This window comes from Actinomadura verrucosospora, assembly GCF_039540335.1.
GTDB lineage: Bacteria > Actinomycetota > Actinomycetes > Streptosporangiales > Streptosporangiaceae > Spirillospora > Spirillospora verrucosospora.
The window spans coordinates 147036-165247 of record NZ_BAABEV010000003.1 but is presented as its reverse complement, the minus strand read 5'-3'; the positions used below and the strand labels follow the sequence as shown (position 1 = coordinate 165247).

21 protein-coding genes are annotated in these 18212 nt (G+C 71.7%); 6 read left to right on the top strand and 15 right to left on the bottom strand.

The window, feature by feature from the left end; genetic code table 11:
* Positions 1-26: 26 nt before the first annotated feature.
* The 6 genes from ABD944_RS42385 to ABD944_RS04860 form a co-directional block, all read right to left on the bottom strand.
* Complete coding sequence (locus ABD944_RS42385; protein ID WP_353819285.1) at positions 27-92, bottom strand: putative leader peptide; 66 nt, start codon at positions 90-92, stop codon at positions 27-29.
* A 129-nt stretch (positions 93-221) separates the two neighbouring features.
* Entirely contained in the window at positions 222-647 is a 426-nt protein-coding gene (locus ABD944_RS04880) for a TlpA family protein disulfide reductase (protein WP_345172797.1), read from the bottom strand.
* 84 nt (positions 648-731) lie between these two features.
* Positions 732-1469 carry an anti-sigma factor family protein gene (locus ABD944_RS04875; RefSeq protein WP_345172795.1) on the bottom strand — a complete coding sequence of 246 codons (738 nt, stop codon included), beginning with the start codon at positions 1467-1469 and terminating at the stop codon, positions 732-734.
* Positions 1466-1981 (bottom strand): sigma-70 family RNA polymerase sigma factor, encoded by a 516-nt coding sequence (locus ABD944_RS04870; RefSeq protein WP_345172792.1) that lies wholly within the window; start codon positions 1979-1981, stop codon positions 1466-1468. The genes ABD944_RS04875 and ABD944_RS04870 overlap by 4 nt, the downstream gene beginning before the upstream one ends.
* A gap of 46 nt (positions 1982-2027) precedes the next feature.
* Positions 2028-2738, bottom strand: coding sequence for an LmeA family phospholipid-binding protein (locus ABD944_RS04865; protein WP_345172791.1), 711 nt, complete (start codon positions 2736-2738; stop codon positions 2028-2030).
* 147 nt (positions 2739-2885) lie between these two features.
* Positions 2886-3140: a MoaD/ThiS family protein gene (locus ABD944_RS04860; protein WP_345172788.1), complete on the bottom strand. Its 255-nt coding sequence runs from the start codon at positions 3138-3140 to the stop codon at positions 2886-2888.
* A gap of 236 nt (positions 3141-3376) precedes the next feature.
* Between ABD944_RS04860 and ABD944_RS04855 the strand changes: the two genes are divergently transcribed.
* Positions 3377-4093, top strand: coding sequence for a winged helix-turn-helix transcriptional regulator (locus ABD944_RS04855; protein ID WP_345172786.1), 717 nt, complete (start codon positions 3377-3379; stop codon positions 4091-4093).
* On the opposite strand, the gene ABD944_RS04850 is transcribed toward ABD944_RS04855, so the two are convergent.
* On the bottom strand, positions 4030-5202 hold the full coding sequence (locus tag ABD944_RS04850) for an MFS transporter (protein WP_345172785.1): 1173 nt from the start codon (positions 5200-5202) through the stop codon (positions 4030-4032). The genes ABD944_RS04855 and ABD944_RS04850 overlap by 64 nt on opposite strands.
* 63 nt (positions 5203-5265) lie before the next feature.
* Here ABD944_RS04850 and ABD944_RS04845 point away from each other — a divergent pair, with 63 nt between their 5' ends.
* Positions 5266-6312 (top strand): LacI family DNA-binding transcriptional regulator, encoded by a 1047-nt coding sequence (locus ABD944_RS04845; protein WP_345172784.1) that lies wholly within the window; start codon positions 5266-5268, stop codon positions 6310-6312.
* Positions 6313-6323: 11 nt separating this feature from the next.
* Here the strand turns inward: ABD944_RS04845 and ABD944_RS04840 are convergent, their stop codons facing one another.
* Positions 6324-7139 carry a hypothetical protein gene (locus ABD944_RS04840; protein ID WP_345172782.1) on the bottom strand — a complete coding sequence of 272 codons (816 nt, stop codon included), beginning with the start codon at positions 7137-7139 and terminating at the stop codon, positions 6324-6326.
* 183 nt (positions 7140-7322) lie between these two features.
* On the opposite strand from ABD944_RS04840, the gene ABD944_RS04835 reads away from it, so the two are divergent.
* The gene (locus tag ABD944_RS04835; RefSeq protein ID WP_345172781.1) at positions 7323-7805 is read left to right on the top strand and encodes a MarR family winged helix-turn-helix transcriptional regulator; all 483 of its coding nucleotides are present in this window, start codon (positions 7323-7325) and stop codon (positions 7803-7805) included.
* 4 nt (positions 7806-7809) lie between these two features.
* Here ABD944_RS04835 and ABD944_RS04830 read toward each other — a convergent pair whose 3' ends face one another.
* A complete protein-coding gene (locus ABD944_RS04830; RefSeq protein WP_345172778.1) occupies positions 7810-8283 on the bottom strand; it encodes a MarR family winged helix-turn-helix transcriptional regulator in 474 nt (157 codons plus the stop codon).
* A gap of 121 nt (positions 8284-8404) precedes the next feature.
* On the opposite strand from ABD944_RS04830, the gene ABD944_RS04825 reads away from it, so the two are divergent.
* Complete coding sequence (locus ABD944_RS04825; protein WP_345172776.1) at positions 8405-8848, top strand: DUF6069 family protein; 444 nt, start codon at positions 8405-8407, stop codon at positions 8846-8848.
* Entirely contained in the window at positions 8845-9288 is a 444-nt protein-coding gene (locus ABD944_RS04820) for a nitroreductase family deazaflavin-dependent oxidoreductase (protein ID WP_345172774.1), read from the top strand. The genes ABD944_RS04825 and ABD944_RS04820 overlap by 4 nt, the downstream gene beginning before the upstream one ends.
* A 19-nt stretch (positions 9289-9307) precedes the next feature.
* On the opposite strand, the gene ABD944_RS04815 is transcribed toward ABD944_RS04820, so the two are convergent.
* From ABD944_RS04815 to mshD, 6 genes are all read right to left on the bottom strand, one after another.
* Positions 9308-10894 (bottom strand): phospholipase C, encoded by a 1587-nt coding sequence (locus tag ABD944_RS04815; protein WP_345172772.1) that lies wholly within the window; start codon positions 10892-10894, stop codon positions 9308-9310.
* Positions 10895-11147: 253 nt separating this feature from the next.
* Entirely contained in the window at positions 11148-11924 is a 777-nt protein-coding gene (pstB, locus tag ABD944_RS04810) for a phosphate ABC transporter ATP-binding protein PstB (protein WP_185031461.1), read from the bottom strand.
* Between the two features lie 66 nt (positions 11925-11990).
* Positions 11991-12896 (bottom strand): phosphate ABC transporter permease PstA, encoded by a 906-nt coding sequence (gene pstA / locus ABD944_RS04805; protein WP_345172769.1) that lies wholly within the window; start codon positions 12894-12896, stop codon positions 11991-11993.
* Entirely contained in the window at positions 12893-13870 is a 978-nt protein-coding gene (gene pstC, locus ABD944_RS04800) for a phosphate ABC transporter permease subunit PstC (protein WP_378191007.1), read from the bottom strand. Before pstC ends, pstA begins: the two co-directional genes overlap by 4 nt.
* Before the next feature lie 95 nt (positions 13871-13965).
* Positions 13966-15069, bottom strand: coding sequence for a phosphate ABC transporter substrate-binding protein PstS (gene pstS / locus ABD944_RS04795; RefSeq protein ID WP_345172765.1), 1104 nt, complete (start codon positions 15067-15069; stop codon positions 13966-13968).
* Between the two features lie 397 nt (positions 15070-15466).
* On the bottom strand, positions 15467-16333 hold the full coding sequence (mshD, locus tag ABD944_RS04790) for a mycothiol synthase (RefSeq protein ID WP_345173121.1): 867 nt from the start codon (positions 16331-16333) through the stop codon (positions 15467-15469).
* A 213-nt stretch (positions 16334-16546) separates the two neighbouring features.
* Here mshD and ABD944_RS04785 point away from each other — a divergent pair, with 213 nt between their 5' ends.
* Positions 16547-18172: a bifunctional metallophosphatase/5'-nucleotidase gene (locus ABD944_RS04785; RefSeq protein WP_345172763.1), complete on the top strand. Its 1626-nt coding sequence runs from the start codon at positions 16547-16549 to the stop codon at positions 18170-18172.
* Positions 18173-18212: the final 40 nt, after the last annotated feature.

Genomic DNA, 18212 nt, shown 5'->3' with positions numbered 1-18212 from the left:
GCTCGGGGGCGGACGGGCTCGATGCCTCAGGCCATGCGACAGAGCGAGGCGGCCACGCGGCAGAAGTCCACCGCGCGGCGCTTCGTGAGCATCTGCTCTGTCCAGTAACGCACGGACACGATGTTAAGCCGACAATCCACGGGCTGTCACATCCGTCTCGCCTTGCGAGACAGTGACATTCGTCTTAGCGCAGGTCATGAGGCTGCGGCTCAGGGAGTGACTCACGTGATGACCTCCCCCAGAGCGGCGATGACATCGGGCTTGCGGGGCGCGCCCGCGGCGCGCCGGACGACGCGGCCGGCCCCGTCCAGGACGAGGACGGTCGGCGTCCGCACGACGTTCAGCCGCCGGACGAGATCGAGGTGCGCCTCCGCGTCGAGCTCGACATGGGCCACGCCCTCCACCATCCGGCTCACCTCGCCGAGGACCCGGCGGGTGGCCCGGCACGGCGCGCAGAAGGCGCTGGAGAACTGCAGCAGCGTGGCCTTCTCGCCGAGTTCGGCGCCCATGTCGTCCGGGCCGACGGTCTCGCCCACCTGCCCGCCCTCCCCTCGCCGGGCGCGCAGCACGCCGTCACGGCGCCGCCTCACCAGGCCGAACGCCGTGGCCGCGAGCAGGACGCCCGCCGCGATCAATGCTCCGATCATCTCGTGCGACAACCCCGGGGCCTGCGCTTTTCTTCCCGCGGTCCGCCTTCTCTCACCGCCCGCCGCCCGCCGGGCCGCTCCCGGTCACGTGGGAATCGTGAGGAGGGGCCGCCCGTCCAGGCCGACGATCTCGAAGGAGAACAGCTGGCCGCGCGGGAACATCGTGGACCCGCGGTACTCGCCGTAGCCCTCGTCGTACGGGACGTACCAGCTGCCGAGGGCGTCCCGGCGCCCGTCCCGGGCGATCACCTGCAGCCGGCAGTGCGACCCCTTCGGGACGCCGGCCAGGTGCAGCTCCACCTCGGTCCCCCACGGCTTGCGGCGGAGCACCACGTAGCCCTTGACGGCGGTCCTGGGGTCCTCCGCGGTGATCCGCTCCCCCGCAGCCCCCGGCGCGGGGGACGCCGTGGACGGCGGCGGCTTGGCGCCCGCGCCGCCGGTCCCGCCGGTCCGCGACGGGAACACCAGGCCGCCGAACAGGCCCCCGACGACCAGCAGCAGGCACGCCGCGGCGGCGAGCGGGGCCCACCCCGCGGCCCGCCCGCCGGCCAGGCGCCCCAGCGGTCCGAGCCGTCCCCTCCGCCGCTCGGCCGCCCTGGCCAGCAGCCCGTCCAGCAGTTCGGGCGGCGGTCCGGCGATCCCTTCCAGCTGCGCCTCGTCGACCCGTCCGAGCAGCGCGGGCAGGCCGGCCATCCCGGCGAGCTCGTCGCGGCAGGCGGGGCAGTCCCGCAGGTGGGCCTCCAGTTCGGCGCGCTCGCCTGGATCGAGCGCGCCGAGCACGTACGACCCGAGCGCGGTGCGCGCCCGCGTGCAGCCGCTCACGGCGCCAGCCCCCGCTCCTCCAGCGCGAGCCTGAGCGCCCGCAGCGCGTAGTAGGTGCGGGACTTCACGGTGCCCGGCGGGATGCCCAGCGTCTCCGACGCCTCCGCGACGGAGCGGCCCCGATAGAAGGTCTCGACCAGGACGGCCCGGTGCGGCGGGCTGAGCCCGGCCAGCGCCTCGGCGACCGTCCAGGACTCCAGCGCCCGGTCGATGTCGTCGGAGCCGTCGGCGGTCATCAGGACGTGCTCGTCGATGCCCGTCTCCGGCGGCCGGGCCCGCCTGGCGCGGTGCGCGTCCACGACGAGGTTCCGTGCGACCGTGAACAGCCACGGCCGGACGGGGCGGCCCGCGAGGGCCTCCGGATGCTTCCAAGCGCGCAGCAGCGTCTCCTGCACGACGTCCTCTGCCTGGGTTCGGTCTCCGCCGGTCAGCCGCAGGACGTAGCCGAGGAGGGCGCCCCCGTGCTCGCTGTACAGGGCGCGCAGCAGCCCCTCGTCGGCGGTCGGTCCCACACCACTGTCACGTACGCTCCCCCGGCGCGGTTCACGGGTTCCGGGATTACTTCTGCGCGGGCGCCTGGAGATCGTTCAGCCGGACGTTCTCGGCGGTCGCCGCCACGCGCAGCCCGTCCGGCGTCGGCTCGATCTTGCTGATCCGCGACCCGACGGGCAGGTCGGAGACGGGCACCACCCACGTGAGCTGCCGCTTCACCAGCGCCAGCGGGATCTGCGCGGCGCCGTTCGACCCCACCGACACGGGCGAGATCGCGATGCCCTTGGCGGTCGGCCTGACCTCCACGACCGCGGTGCCGTTCACCGGGAACCCGAGGACGTTGCCGGTCAGGTCCACCGACAGGTCGTCGCCCTTCGGCCCGATCCGCTTGACCTCCTTGGGCGCCTGCTTCTGGATCACGTCGTAGGGGACGACGGCCGAGGCGGTCGCGGTGCGCGCGGTCACGTTCGCGGCGCTGCCCTTGGTGACCTCCGACAGCGGCGCGTCGACGCCCCGCATGTCGACCTTGACGCCGGTGACGGTCACGCCCTGCTGCGTCCAGTCGCCGATCCCCACCTCGATGTGCTTGTACTCGCCGCCGACCGCCTGCGTCAGGAACGGGATGCCGTGGATCGTGACGTCCGGCCGCTCCTGGAGGTTGTACTGCGCGGCCACCTGCTCGCCGATCTTGTCCTCCGCGATCCTGACCCCCAGCCGGTCCGCGGCGACCAGCCCCGCGGCCACGAGGATCAGCAGGACCAGCAGTACTTTCCGCATGTCTCTCCTTAGGCCTGGCGCATGCGTTCGCCACACGATAGTGAACGAACCACCCAAAAAGGGTCGCTCCGGAGAATGACCTCTGAGCCGGGAAAATCACCCCGGTGTGAGATCAGCCACCTCCTCCGCCCCCGCTCAGCCGCCCGCTCAGCCGCCCGCGAAGGGCGGCAGCACCTCCACGACCCCGCCCTCCGGCAGCGTCACCGACGCGTGCGGCCGCGTCCCGACCGGATCCCCGTCGACCAGGAACGAACTCCGCCCGACGACCCGGGCGAACTCGTCGCCGCGCCCGGCCCTGGCCGCGGCGACCGCGTCCTCCAGCGTCGCCGCGTCGTACGGCTCCTCGTGCGTCCCCGCGGCGGACTTGGCGGCCGCCCAGTACCGCATCGTTCCCTTGGCCATGCCTCCAGGCTCTCATCTCCCGCTGACACGGTTCCCGCTGACACGGTCCGGCCAGGCCGCGACATGGCCGCCGGAGGCACCTCGGTTATGCTCAGGGGTGAGGGATCCGGGCGACGAGGCCATGGAGTTCATCCGCAAGGCTCTGCATGGCCGCCTCGTCTTCGAGCCGCCGGCCGTGCGCCGGTCTTGGGGGTGGGCCGCCTGGGTCCTACGTCTTTTAGGGACGGGAGGCGGCATTGAGCAGCTTGCTCTTGCTGACCAACGCGTTGGAGCCCTCTGACGAGGTCCTGCCGGCGCTGGGACTTCTGCTGCACTCCGTGCGCGTGGCGCCCGCCGAGGGCTCCGCGCTCATCGACGCGCCGCCGGCCGACGTCGTCCTGGTGGACGCCCGCCGCGACCTGGTCCAGGCCAAGGGCCTGTGCCGCCTGCTGCGCACCACCGGACTCGACTGCCCGCTGCTCGCGATCGTCACCGAGGGCGGTCTCGCCGCCCTGAGCTCCGAGTGGGGCCTGGACGACGTGCTGCTCCAGACCGCGGGCCCCGCCGAGGTCGAGGCGCGCCTCCGCCTGGCCCTCGGACGGGCCGCGGCGGGCGCGGAGGCCGACGAGGTCCCCGGCGAGATCCGCAGCGGCGACCTCACGATCGACGAGGCCACCTACACCGCCCGGCTCCGCGGCCGCGTCCTCGACCTGACGTTCAAGGAGTTCGAGCTGCTGAAGTACCTGGCCCAGCACCCGGGCCGCGTCTTCACGCGGGCCCAGCTCCTCCAGGAGGTCTGGGGCTACGACTACTTCGGCGGCACCCGCACGGTCGACGTCCACGTCCGCCGCCTGCGCGCCAAGCTCGGCGCCGAGTACGAGTCCCTGATCGGCACCGTCCGCAACGTCGGCTACCGCTTCGTCCCCGACCACCGCCCGGGCGACGCCGAGGAGAAGACCCCCGCCCGCGCCTGACCGCCCCGCTCCCCGCCGGCGAAGCCGCTCAGACGGAGCAGCAGCGGGGTCAGGGCGAAGAGGACGACCGCGAGCGCCGCGACCGCGACCATGGCGCCGCGCAGCCCGACGGCCTCCGCCCAGAGCCCGACATAGACCGGCCCGGCGAGGAACCCGAGGTAGGACACGGTCGTGACGACCGACGTCGCGCGCCCCCGGTGGTCGTCGCCGACGTTCCGGGCGACCAGGCGGAGCAGCGTCGGGAACAGCACGGCGGTCCCGGCGGCGGCCGTCGCGAGCCCGGCCCCGGCGACCGCCGGCGTGGACGCGACCGCGATGACCAGGGCTCCGCCCGCGGCTCCGGCCGCCCCGGCGAGAAGGATCCCGCGGACGGCCCTCGCCCCGCCCGCCGAGAACCGCGTGATCGCCACCGTCCCGGCGAAGACGGCGGGCGCGACGGCGCCGAGCCCGCCCGCGTGCAGCTCGTCGTCGGCGAAGACCGCGCTCCAGCTCTGGTGCGCGTTCTCGCCGGCGAACGCAAGCGCGCCCAGAACCCCGATGAGCAGCAGCGGGACGATCCGGTGCCGCCCCAACGGCGCCGCCGCCTCACGCCGGACGACGAAGTCACCGGGAAACGCCCACAGGCACGTCCCGGCGGCCACGCAGGCGCCACCCGCCGCCACGAACGGCACCACGAGCGGCAGGGGCGACGCCGCCCCACTGGCGAGGCTCGCGAGCACCACGAGACCGGAGAAGACACCGTGGGCCCGGGTGATGACCGCCTTGCCGGCGGCTCTCTCCGCCACCCCGGCGACCGCGTTGATGCCCACATCGGCCGCCCCGCTGGCGGCGCCCACCATCGCGAGCCCGGCGCACAGCCCGGCAAGGTTCGCGGCGGTGAACGCCACCACGACTCCGGCCCCGCCCAACGCCGCGAGGGCGGCGCCCGCGACTCCCGGCCCCCACCGGTCCAGCGCCCGCCCCGTCAGCAGCATCGCCGGGAGGGCGCCCGCGCCCACGAACAGCAGCGCGAAGCCGAGCGCGCCGTCCCCGATCCCCGCCTGGTCCTGGACGCGGGGCACCGACGCGCCCCACACCCCCCAGAACGCCCCGAACGCAGCGAACCCCACGAACGCGCGCCACGAGGTCCCGACACCCAGGTGTGTAACGATACACAACTAGCATGAGGTCTCATGGAGCCGTCCGGAGGCGCGAAGCGCGTGACCCTGGCCCAGGTGGCGGAACGGGCAGGCGTGTCCGTCATGACCGCCTCCTACACCTACAACCGCCCGAACCGCGTCTCGGACCAGGCCAGATCCAGGGTCCTCGCCGCGGCGGCCGAACTGGGCTACGCCGGCCCCGACCCGAGCGCCCGGTCCCTGCGCCGAGGCAGCAACCGCACGCTCGGCGTGGTGATGGGCGAGCATCTGGGCTACGCGTTCGAGGACCCGGAGGCGGTGTCCTTCATGGCGGGCGTCGCCGGCGTCTGCGGCGAGCACGGGTACGGCATGACCCTCGTCCCCGTCACGGGCACTGCCGACGACGTCACCCGGATCACCGACGCCGCCGTCGACGGCTTCATCGTCTGGACCACCTCCGACGACGACCCCGTCCTGGCGGCGGTCCGGGCGACGAGGCGCCCCGCGGTGGTCCACGGGGGCCCGGCGGTCGGCGGCATGGCCCTGGTGGGCATCGACAACCGCGCGGCGGCCCGCGCGGTCGGCGCCGCCGCCTGGGCGGGCGCCGAGCGCCCCGCCGTGGTGAGCTTCCCGCTCTCCCGCGACCGGCGCACCATGATCACCAAGGGCGCGGCCCTCCCCAAGGCCGCCTTCCCGGTGACGCGCGACCGCCTGGAGGGCTACCGGCAGGCGGCCGAGGACGCCGGGATCGCCTGGCGGGACGTGACCGTCGCGGTGTGCGCACGCAACGACGCCGCCGAGGCGGAGCGGGTCGCCGCGGCCCTCCTGGCCTCGGCGGAGCCGCCGGACGCGATCGCCGCGATGAGCGACCAGCAGGCGTCCGGAGTCCTCCGCGCGGTCCGCGCCGCCGGCCGCTCCGTCCCCGGCGACGTGGCGATCACCGGGTGGGACGACGCGGCGGCCGCGGCACCGCTGGGCCTGACCACGGTCGCCCAGTCCCTGCGCGACCAGGGCGCGTCCTGCGCGCGGATCGTCCTGGGCCGGCCGGACTCCCGGGCGGCGGCATGGTCCCTCGTCCACAGGACCAGCACGCGCCCCTGACCTCCGGCCGGTCAGGACCCGGAAGACTCGGGCGCGCCGTTGAAGCAGAATCGGGGCGGCGCCTTCAGGGTGGGCGGCTCGGAGCCGGGAAGCTCGGCGATCTCGATGCCCTCGCGCTCCGCCATGGCCGTCACCGTGGGCAGGTGGTCGTGGTAGAAGACCGGGACCCACCGGTCGGACGGCTCGCCCCGGCCGGCGGGGAGCTCCACCAGCTCCTCATCCCGGGTGACGCCCGCCCGGGCGGCCACGTCGAGCGCTTCGCGCGGGTCGGCGTCCCCCGCGTCCAGCGCCGCGAGCAGCGCCTCGACGGCGGGACGCTCGACGTTCCCGGCGGTCACCGCGCGCATCAGGTCCTGGTACGCCAGCGCCGACGGGGATCCGTCCTCGTCGATGAACTCGTCCATGCGCTCGGCCCCGTCGGCCAGGATGATGGCGAGCCCGTCGTCCACGTGTTCGGGAAGCGGGGGGCCGCCCCAGGAGCCGTCCCACCAGCGCAGGAAGGCCACGGAGTAGTCCTCGTCCACCAGAAGGTTCTGGAGCCATTCCCACGGCAGCCACGCCGGGCCTCCGGCGAGCAGGTCGACGGGCAGGTCCTGGATGTGCGTGTCGGAGGCCTCGTTGTCGTAGCCGTACAGCAGCGCCCGGCCGCCCTCCACCCAGCGCAGGGCCCAGAAGCCGTTCCCGATGTCCTCGGTGCGCAGGAAGCCGCCGTCCACGTGGACCTGTCCGGAGCAGTCGTCGAGGTAGGGGGCCATCATCGCTTTGACGACGCCCTGGGCCCAGAGTTCGGCGGGCGGCGGCACGTCGGTGGAGACTTGGTCGAACACGGCACTCCTTCTGTCGGAGGTTTTCCGGCCGTCCGACGCTTGGGGAACCGGACTGGTTCCCGGCGCTCCCACCGCGCTCGCGGCCGTTCCCGCCGCGGCACGGCCCTCGACGCCTTGACCTCAACTTAACTTCAGGTTCTACGGTTCCCATACCAGTGATCAACCAATGGGGGGACACCGCACATGAAGACCGGAGAAGTCTCCGACGCCGAACTGGCCGCCCAGCCGGCCGCCTACTGGACCGGATTGGCCTACGAGGCCCTCATCGCGTTCACCCGAGCCCGGCAGGCCGAGTTCGGCTTCACGCAGCCGCAGTTCTGGCTGCTCCGCAACCTGTCGAAGAACGACCTCTCGCCCGACGGCCACGGCATGACCATCCCCGAACTGCGGGTGGCCATGAAGTCCTACCTGAGGCCGGAGGACGACCTGGAGGCCGAGTCGAAGGTCCTCCTGGAGCACGGCTGGTCGACCCGCGACGGCGACGGACGCCTGTGGATCACCGAGGCGGGAGAGAGGACCCGAACCGAGTGGAAGGAGCACGCCCCCGCGATCCGCGACCTCATCCACCGGGGCATAGACGACGCCGACTACGTCACCGCCCTGAAGGTGCTCCGGCAACTGATCCACAACACCAGCACCCCCGCGCCCGACCGCACAGGTCGGTGACGCGTCAGCCGGATGCCGCGTCCACGCCCGTCGGCGGCCCGGTCAGAACACGTGCGAGCAAGTCACGAAGGTGCCTCTGGTCGGAGCCGGGCAGCTCGAAGAAGTTCCGAGCCAGCGCGTGGGCCCTGGACCGCAACTGCCGGCGTTTGCTCTCCCCGGCTTCGGTGAGCACCACATGCTTGACACGACGGTCACCCGGCGCGGGCTGACGGGTCACCAAGCCGCGACGTTCCAGACCGTCGACTATGCCGGTGACGTTCGACGGCTCGCATGACAGCCAGTCGGCCAGCTGACGCATGGGGGCGGGCTCGGACAGGTTGGTCAGGACGAGCGCCTGGGCCGGAGGAAGACCGAGTTCCGCCGCGGCGGCGTTGAACTGGGCGCGCAGCCGCCCGGTCACCTCGAAGACGAGGCCGCTCAACTCGGCCACGACCGCGTCCGCGCCGGCCTCGGCCTCGGCCTCGGGATGGGGGCTCATGCCGCCAGCATAGTCACCGATTAAGTCCCTTAACTGTTCAGCTCCTGAGGTAACTGCTACGCTCCACGACGACCGAAAGGTTTAGTTCCTGAACTATCGAGCAGCTGAAGGAGTTGTGGCGATGACCCGAACGAGCACCCATGTCAGCCGCAGGAATCCACGACCCGCGCGGGCACTCGCCGTCGCGGGCGCCGTCGCGGCCGCGCTGGCGGTCTGGGCGGTCGGCGAACCCCTCCTGGGCCAGGACCTGGTGATCCGGCAGGAAGGTCAGGAGCCGCGGGACCTGGGAGCGGCCGCCATCGGCGTCTTCGCGCTGGCTCCGTCGCTCCTCGGCTGGGTGCTGATGGCCGTGCTGGAAAAGGTGACGCGACTGGCGGCCCGGATCTGGACGGCCACCGCCCTCGTCCTGCTCGCGGTGTCGTTCCTGCCCGTCATCGGCGTGCAGGCTTCAGGCGGGACCAGAGCGGTGCTCGCCCTCACCCACCTGGCCGTCGGAGCCGTTCTCATCCCCGTCTTCTGGTGGACAGCCGCATCCCGCAACACCGACACGGGGAGCAGGCCATGACCGCGCCCGAGAACGAGATCTTCGACAGCCCCACGCCCTGGGTCGCCGACCACATCCGCGCCTACCTGGAGACCGGCGGCGTCCAAGGACACCTCTACCAGGGCTGGCCGACGCTGCTGCTCACCACGCGAGGCCGCCGGTCCGGCAAACTGCGCCGCACCGCGCTGATCTACGGCCGGGACCAGGACCGTCACCTGCTGGTGGCCTCGAACGCCGGAGCCGCCCAGCCTCCCGCCTGGTACCTCAACCTCACCGCGCACCCGCAGGTGACCGTGCAGCTCGGAGCCGACACCTTCGTCGCACAGGCCCGCACCGCCACTCCGCAGGAGAAGCCACCGCTCTGGGCCCGGATGACCGCGGTCTTCCCCCTCTACGACACCTACCAGGCCACCTCCGAACGCGACATCCCGGTGGTGGTCCTGGACACCGTCTCGCCCTGACTGGCCGGCCAGAGGGCGTTCAGGGCCTCCCGGCGACCGCTCCGGTGTCCGGGTCGATGAGGACGCGGGGCGCCCTCGCGCCGGAGAAGTCGAACATCGAGTCCAACGCATTGGCGCGGGTGTCGAAGGAGGCGTCTCCGATACGGCCGGCGCCCCAGTTGTCCTCGATGAAGCGCAGGATCGACGCCTGCTCCGAAGGGCGGTGGTCGACGTGGTTCACCCTGGCGTACGGCGAGATCACGATCAGGGGCAGCCGCTGGCTCGGCCCGCACCGGTCCTGGTAGCCCCCGGCCGCCCCGACCTTCCGGCAGGCCGGCCCGTCCTGCGCGGGGTCGGCCGAACCGTTCGTGATGCGCGGAGGGACGTGGTCGTACCAGCCGTCGGAGTCGTCGTAGGCGAGGATCACCGCCGTCGAGGCCCATTCGGGGGACTTCTCGATCGCGTTGACGGTGGACGCGACGAACCTCTGCTCGTCCAGAGGATCGGAGTAGCCGGCGTGGCCGTCCTGGTAGGCGGGGGCCTTGAGGAAGGAGACGGCCGGCATGCGGTGCGCGGCGAGGGCGGCATGGAAGTCGGCCAGGTCGTACTGGTGGTTGGCCTGGTCGGTGTGGCCGATCGCAGCCACCCCTGACGGAGGCAGGTGCTTCTCGTTGGCCGTCGACCTGTAGTACTGGAACGGCTCGTGGTGCGGGCTGTAGTCGACGACCCGGCTCTTGCCGATGTTGGCGTGCGCGGCGCCGCAGACCTTGTAGCCGTTCCTCGTGCCGGTCGGACGGAAACCGCCCTGGAACCAGCCCCACGTCACGTGCTTCGCGTTCAGGAGGTCGCCGATATTGCGGCCGGTCATGACGGTGAGGCCGCCGCCGGACGCGTGGCCGTCGCCGGAGCAGTCGTCGAACGCCGGATCAGGGTCGTTGATGACCGTGCCCACGCCGTCCCCGTCCGGGGACGAGACGACCGACGGATCCGAGACTTTCTCGTGCGTCTTCGGGTCGACCGCGTAACCGCCGTGCGTCTGCCCTGAGACGAGATTGAGGGCGCCGGGGGTGGACGGCCCGAACACCGAATCCCAGGAGTTGTCGCTCATCGCATAGTTCTGGGCGTAGTTCCACATGGCGGTGACCGTGTTGCCGTCGTAGTAGTCCATGACGAGGCCGGGCCCGCTGAAAAAGTGCGGCCGGCCGCCGCACTCACCGCGCTCGGTGAACTCGACGAACCTGTCCATGCGGCCGCCGTTGACCGCCTTCTGCTCGGCGGCGTAGCCGTGGTCCTGGTCGCAGGTGAGGGCCTGGGAAGGACCGAGCCGCCTCGGGTCGTACCGGTTGGGGTTCCTCGTCAGGAGGCGTCCGCTCAGCCCGTCGGCCTTCGGCGTGCCCGGCGCGGCGTGGAACGGCGTGCCGTCGGTGTTGGCGGCCTTCGGATACGTCCCGAAGTAGTGGTCGAAGGAGACGTTCTCCCCGTAGATCACGACGACGTGCTCGATCGGGCTGCGCGCCGCCGCACTGGTGCGCGGGGAAGGCGCGACTCCCTCGCCGCCGCAGCCAGAGCTCAGCGCCACCGCGCCGACCACGACCATGGACGCGGCCAGCACCGAGGGCCTGCGCATCTCTCCACCACCCAAGCGTCGGGACGACCGGCGATCCCGCCCGTCACGCGCCGACTGTGCGGGGCGGCGATCGATCCCTAGGGGCAATGCCCCGCCGATGACGTCCGCACCGTTCGCGACGCCTGGAAGTGCGAAGAAATGGCCTCCGCCGAACGGAGAGATGGAGTCCGAGCGTCCCAGCGGGCCGGGAAGGCTCCGAGACGCGCGGAAAGCCCGGAGCCGAAGGCCGGCTCCGGGACCGATCGGGCCGGGGTCAGCCGAAGCGGCCGGTGATGTAGTCCTCGGTGGCCTTCTGCTCCGGGTTCGCGAAGATCTTGCTGGTGTCGTCGATCTCGATGAGCTTGCCGGGCTTGCCCGTCCCCGCGATGTTGAAGAACGCGGTGCGGTCGCTGACCCGGGCCGCCTGCTGCATGTTGTGCGTGACGATCACGATCGTGTACTGCGTCTTCAGCTTCTCGATCAGGTCCTCGATCGCGAGGGTGGAGATCGGGTCGAGGGCCGAGCACGGCTCGTCCATCAGCAGCACCTGCGGCTGGACGGCGATCGCCCGCGCGATGCACAGCCGCTGCTGCTGCCCGCCCGACAGGCCGGCGCCGGGCTTGGCGAGCCGGTCCTTGACCTCGTTCCACAGGTTGGCCCCGCGCAGCGACTCCTCGACGACCTCGTCCAGCCGGCCCTTGCGGCGGACGCCGTTCAGCTTGAGCCCGGCCGCCACGTTGTCGTAGATCGACATGGTGGGGAACGGGTTGGGCCGCTGGAACACCATCCCGACGACGCGCCGCACCGCGACCGGGTCGACGGCCGAGTCGTAGAGGTCCTCCTCGTCCAGCATCACCTTGCCCTCGACGCGGGCGCCCGGGATGACCTCGTGCATCCGGTTCAGGGTGCGCAGGAACGTGGACTTGCCGCAGCCCGACGGCCCGATGAACGCCGTCACCGAGCGCGGCTCGATCGTCATCGAGATGTCCTCGATGGCGTGGACGCCGCCGTAGTAGGCGTGCAGCCCGGATACCTCGATCCGCTTGGCCATGGGGTCAGGGTTCCTTTCTCTGGGTCAGCGGGCTCCGCGCGTGCGCGGCTGTCGAACCAAGGGGGATCAGCGCCCCGCGGGCGCCTTGCGCCGCGCGACGAGCCGGGCGACCAGGTTGAGCAGCATGATGATCCCGATCAGCACGAGCGCCCCCGTCCAGGCCCGGTCGATCGAGTTCTGGTTGGGGTCGGCGGCCTGCTCCCAGATGAAGGTGGGCAGCGAGGCCTGCGCGCCGTTGAACGGGTCGTTGTTGATCGCCTTGGTGAAGAAGATCGTGAGCAGCAGCGGCGCCGTCTCGCCCATCACGCGGGCGACGGCGAGCATCACGCCGGTGACGATGCCGGTCATCGCGGTCGGGAGGATGACGAAGCAGATCGTCCGCCAGCGCGGCACCCCGAGCGCGTAGGACGCCTCGCGCAGGTCGTTCGGGACGAGCTTGAGCATCTCCTCGGTCGCCCGCACCACCGTGGGGATCATCAGGATCGTCAGGGCGAGGGATCCGGCGAGTCCGGAGAAGTCGAAGCCGAACGTCAGCAGCCACAGCGCCAGCACGAACAGGCCCGCGACGATCGACGGGATGCCGGTCATCACGTCCACGGTGAAGCTGATGACCTTGCCGAGCCGCCCGTTGCCGGCGTACTCCACCAGGTAGATGGCGGTGAGCACGGCGATCGGCACGGCGATCAGGCTGGTGATCAGCACCTGCTCCAGCGTGCCGATGATCGCGTGGTAGGCGCCGCCGCCGGCGTCGCTGCCGCTGACGGCGTTCATCGAGAACTGGAAGAACGTCAGGTCGAGGCGCTTGGCGCCGTTCACGACCACGGTCCACAGGACCGACACCAGGGGGATGAGCGCCAGCGCGAACGCGAGGTAGACCAGGCCCTGGACGGCCCGGTCCTTGATCTTGCGCCCGGCGGACACCGGCCCCAGCCGGGCGCCGGGGGCGGGCTTGCTGGTGGAGACGGTGGTCACACGAACTCCTTCCGGCGCGCGACGACCGCGCGGGCGGCCATGTTCACGAGCAGGGTGATCACGAACAGCACCAGGCCGGAGGCGATGAGGGCGCCGCGCCCGGTGGTGGACGCCTCGGCGAAGCTGTTGGCGATGTTGGAGGCGAACGTGGCGCCGCCGTTCTCCAGCAGGTGGATGTTGATCCCGGGCACGAAGGTGAGGACCATCGCGACCGCGATCGTCTCGCCCATGGCGCGGCCGAGCCCGAGCATGGCGCCGCCGATCATGCCGGAGCGGCCGTAGGGCAGCACCGCCATCCGGATCGTCTCCCAGCGGGTGGCGCCGAGCGCGAGCGCGGCCTCCACGTTGGCCCGCGGCACCTGCAGGAACACCTCGCGCGAGATCGACGAGATGATCGGCAGGATCATGATCGCGAGCACCACGGAGGCGGTGAAGATCGAGTTCTTGCCGGGAGAGTCGCCCCCGAAGATCGGGATCCAGCCGAGGACGGAGTTCAGGAACGCGCTGATCCCCTCCATGTGCCGGGACAGGAAGACCAGGCCCCAGAGCCCGTAGACGATGCTCGGCACCGCCGCGAGCAGGTCCACGACGTACCCGAGCCCGGAGGCGAGCCGCCGCGGCGAGTAGAAGGAGATGAACAGCGCGATGCCGACCGCGACCGGCGTCGCGATGAGCATCGCCAGCAGCGACGACACGACCGTCCCGAACGCGAGCTGCGCGATGCCGAACCTCGGCGGCGCGGCGTTCGGGTTCCATTCCTCCGCGGTCAGGAAGTTCGCCTTGTTGTCCTGCAGCGCCGGAACGGCCTTCCACACGAGGAAGACCGCGATCGCGGCCATGATCAGCAGCACGATGATGCCCGAGCCGCGGGCCGCCGAGACGAAGATCTTGTCTCCGGCGCGCCCGGTGCTCATCCGCCTCGCGGCGGCAGGGCGGTCGACGCCGGCGGCCGCGCCGACGCCGGTCTCGCTCATCACGGGACGTCCTCCTTCGATCATGTCGCCGGAACCCGCGTCGGCCCCGCCGCCGATGTGCTCGGCGGCGGGGCTGCGGTTCCCGTCTTCTGCTGTCAGGACAGGGCCTTGACGGACGCCTGGACCTTGGTCAGCACGCTCTGGGGGAGCGGCGCGTAGCCCTTGTCGGTCAGGATCTTCTGGCCGTCCGCGCTGGAGGTGTAGGTGAGGAAGGACTTGACGAACTTGCCCTGCTCGGAGGGCAGCCCCTTCTCGCACGCGATCTCGTAGGTGACCAGGACGATCGGGTAGGCGCCCGGCTCCTTGGTCGCGTAGTCGATCTTCAGCGCGACGTCGTTGCCGGTGCCGGTGACCTGCGCGCCGGCGACGGCCTTGGAGGCGCTGTCGGGCGACAGCTCGGCGAACTCGCCCGCGCCGTTCTTGACGTGCGCGGTCTGCAGCTTGTTGTTCTCCGCGTACGACATCTCCACGTAGGAGATCGCGCCCGCGGTGCTCTTCACCTGGCTGGTGACGCCGTCGGACTTCGGCGCGCCCTGGCCGGTGGAGTTCGGCCACTTCTTGGCCTTCTCCCACGTCCAGGTCTTCGGCGCGGTGGTGTGCAGGTAGTTCGTGAAGTTCTCGGTGGTGCCGGACTCGTCCGACCGGTAGATCGGCTTGATCGGCTGCGACGGCAGCTTGGCGCCGTCGTTCTCCTTGGCGATCGCCGGATCGTTCCAGGTCTTGATCTTGCCGGAGAAGATGCTCGCGAGCGTCTCGGGCGAGACCTTCAGGCCGTCCACGCCCTGCACGTTGTACACGACCGCGATCGGGCCGACGACCATCGGCAGGTTCAGCGCGTTGCTCCCCTGGCAGCGCTTCTGCGCGGCGGCGGCCTCTTCGGGCTTGAGGGACGAGTCGGAGCCGGCGAAGGCCACCTGACCGCTCGTGAACGCCTGGATGCCCGCACCCGAGCCGCTCGGGTTGTAGTTCAGGTTGGCGCCCGCGCACTTGGACGAGTAGAGCTTCGTCCACTCCTCCATCGCGTTCTTCTGCGCGCTCGACCCGGCGGCGTTGACGCTGGCCTTCGCGCAGTCGATGTCGCCGGACGGCGCGGCGCTCGAACTCGCCGTCGTGTTGTTGTCGCTCCCGCAGGCGGAGAGGGCCAGCGCCCCCGCTACGACCACACCGCCCAGAGCAGCGAGTCGGGAACCGTTCTTCACCGGAGGGTCTCCTTGAGTTTCGTCGGGCGGGTCCCCCGAGCCGCCCCGGCCCATGTCGACCGGACGACGGGTTCGCCGTCGAGTGCGACGCTAGGCAGGCGAGGTGACCAGCCGCCCCGATCCAGGTGAACGGCAAATGAACGCAGACGAGCACAGTTGCGAAGAATGCCCCGATTTGCCGTGGACACCGGGTTAACATCGCAGCTCATCGCCCCAAAATCCCGGTCGAGACGCCTCCAGGGAGGGTTGGCCGCCCGGCATCCGGGGAACCATGGATTTCCCGAGGTCGCGGGCGTTCACGAGGCGGGCCGGGCACCCCCCCGGAGCGCCCCGGGGAGCGGGCCTCATCCGGCGCCCGAACCGCTACGGGGTGGCGGGCGCCAGACGGTGACGGGCGCTACGCGGTGGCGGCGTACATGACGTCAACGGCGTGGCGGGTGAAGCCCAGTGACTCGTACAGGCGGACGGCCGCGGTGTTCGACTCGTCCACGTAAAGCATGATCTGGTCCATGCCGATGTCGCGCAGGTGGTGCAGGCCCCGCAGGGTGAGCGTGCGGCCGAGCCCGAGGCCCTGCGCGGACGGGTCGACGCCCACGACGTAGACCTCGCCGACGCCGCCCGGGTGCACCTTCGTCCAGTGGAAGCCGGCGAGCCGGCCGTCCCGCTCGGCGAGGAAGAAGCCGCCCGGGTCGAACCAGTCCTCGGCCTCGCGCTCGCGGACGTCGTCCATCGTCCAGGCGCCCTGCTCCGGGTGGTCGGCGAACACGCGGGCGTTCACCTCCAGCCAGGCGCCCTCGTCCCGCCCCGGCTCGAAGGCGCGGATCGTCACGCCCCCGGCGACGCGCGCCTCCGGCAGCGGATCGGCCGCCGGGCGCCGCATCTGGAACAGCGCGCGGGCCCGCCCCATCCCCTCGGCGGACGCGAGCGCGGCGGCGGCCGGGAGATCACCGTGCGCCCACACCCGCAGCGGCCCTCCGGCCTCGTTCTTCAGGGCGCGCAGCAGCGCCCGCCCGTACCCCCGGCGCCGGTGCTCCGGATGGACGACCAGCTCGCCCGCCGCGGGTTCCTCCCCGGACGCCGGATCGAAGTGGGCGTAGGCGACGACGGTCCCGCCGTCGGTCACCGCGAGCCCGGACCGGCCGCCCCGCAGGGCCAGCAGAGCGTGCTCCGACAGCGGCCCCACCCCGTCGGCCTCGGTCGCGGCCCTGGCCGACTCCAGCGCCCCGGCCACCTCGTCGTCCCCCAGCGTCCCGCGCGCCCGCAGCTCACTCACGGTCCACACCCTATGCCGACGCCGCCGGCCGCCACACGGACGCCCGATCCGCCTCCCCCATGATCGACTCAGCTCCTGATCGATTCGTCATGAAAACGTCATCGGGCCGCCGGGAACCGTATGCCGAGCGAACCTAGCGTCCTCAGAATGATTCGACGACGGACCTTACTGGCCTGCGCCGCGGCGGGGGTGACGGTCGTGGGCGTGGCCGCGCAACCCGCCGCCGCGCGCCCCGCGCCCACCGCGTCCGTGCGGCTGCTCGCGCTGAACGACTTCCACGGCAACCTCGAACCCCCGTCCGGCAGCTCCGGGACGGCCATCGACGAGAACGGCGACGCCGTGCCCGCGGGCGGCGCCGCCTACGTCGCCGCCCACCTCAAGCGGCTGCGCGACCGCGACACCCTCACCGTCGCGCAGGGCGACCTGATCGGCGCCTCGCCCCTGATCTCGGCCGCCTACCACGACGAACCGTCCGTGCAGTTCCTCGGCGACGCCGGCGTCACCGCGTCGGCGGTCGGCAACCACGAGTTCGACGAGGGCTACCAGGAGCTGCTGCGCATCCAGAACGGCGGCTGCCACCCCGTCGACGGCTGCTCCCCGGCGGGACGGTGGCGCGGCGCGAAGTTCGACTACCTCGGCGCCAACGTCCTGCTGAAGAAGAACGACCGGCCCGCCGTCAAGCCCTGGACGATCCGCCGCGTCAACGGCGTCCGGATCGGCTTCATCGGCCTCGTCACCAAGACCACCCCGAGCATCGTCACGGCCGAGGGCATCAAGGACCTGAAGTTCCAGGACGAGGTGGACGCCGCGAACCGGGCCGCGCGCGAGCTGAAGCGCCGCCGCGTCCGCGCGATGGTCGTGCTCGTGCACGAGGGCGACCAGGTCAAGTCGGGCGAGCGGCCGGACGAGTGCGGCGTCGTGCCGGGCGCCGGGACGCGCATCGCGCAGCAGGCCGACCCGGAGATCGACATGGTGCTGTCGGGGCACACCCACCAGCAGTACCTCTGCTCGGTCCAGGACCCGGCGGGCAACCCGCGGCTGTTCTCCTCCGGCTCGTCCTTCGGCCGCGTCATCACCGAGGTGAACCTCAGGGTGAACCGGCGGACCGGCGACATCGTGCGGTCCTCGGTCAGGGCCGACAACCACGTCGTCACGCGGGACGTCCCGCCGGACCCGGCGACGCAGACGTTCGTGCAGACCTGGAAGGACCGGGTCTCCACGATCGCCGACAAGCCCATCGGCAAGATCACCGCTGATCTGACCCGCGCCCCGTCCGCCGCGGGCGAGACCGCGCTCGGCGACGTCATCGCCGACGGCCAGCTCGCCGGGACCAGGGACCTCGGCGCCCAGGTCGCGCTGATGAACCCGGGCGGCGTGCGCACCGACCTCGTCTACAAGAAGAGCGGCTCGGAGAGTGAGGACGGGATCGTCACCTACGGCGAGGCGTTCGCCGTGCAGCCGTTCAGCAACGTGATGGGCGTGACGTCGCTGACCGGCGCGCAGATCGACGCCCTGCTGGAACAGCAGTGGACGTCGGCGGGCGAGAAGATCCTCCAGCCGTCGGCGAATCTGCACTTCGCCATCGACCGCGCCAAGCCCGTCGGCGACCGCGTCTCGGCGATCACCATCGACGGGACCCCGGTCGACCCCGCCGCCGTCTACAAGGTCGCGGCGAACAACTTCCTCCTGGGCGGCGGTGACGGCTTCTCTGTCTTCACCCAGGGCAAGGACCAGGTCCTCGGCCCCATCGACCTGGACGCGTTCGTCGCCTACTTCACCGCCCAGGGGACGGTCTCCCCGCCCGCGCTGAACCGCATCTCGGGCAAGTGAGCACCCTTCCGGACCGGTGAGCGCGATCCCGGGCCGGTGA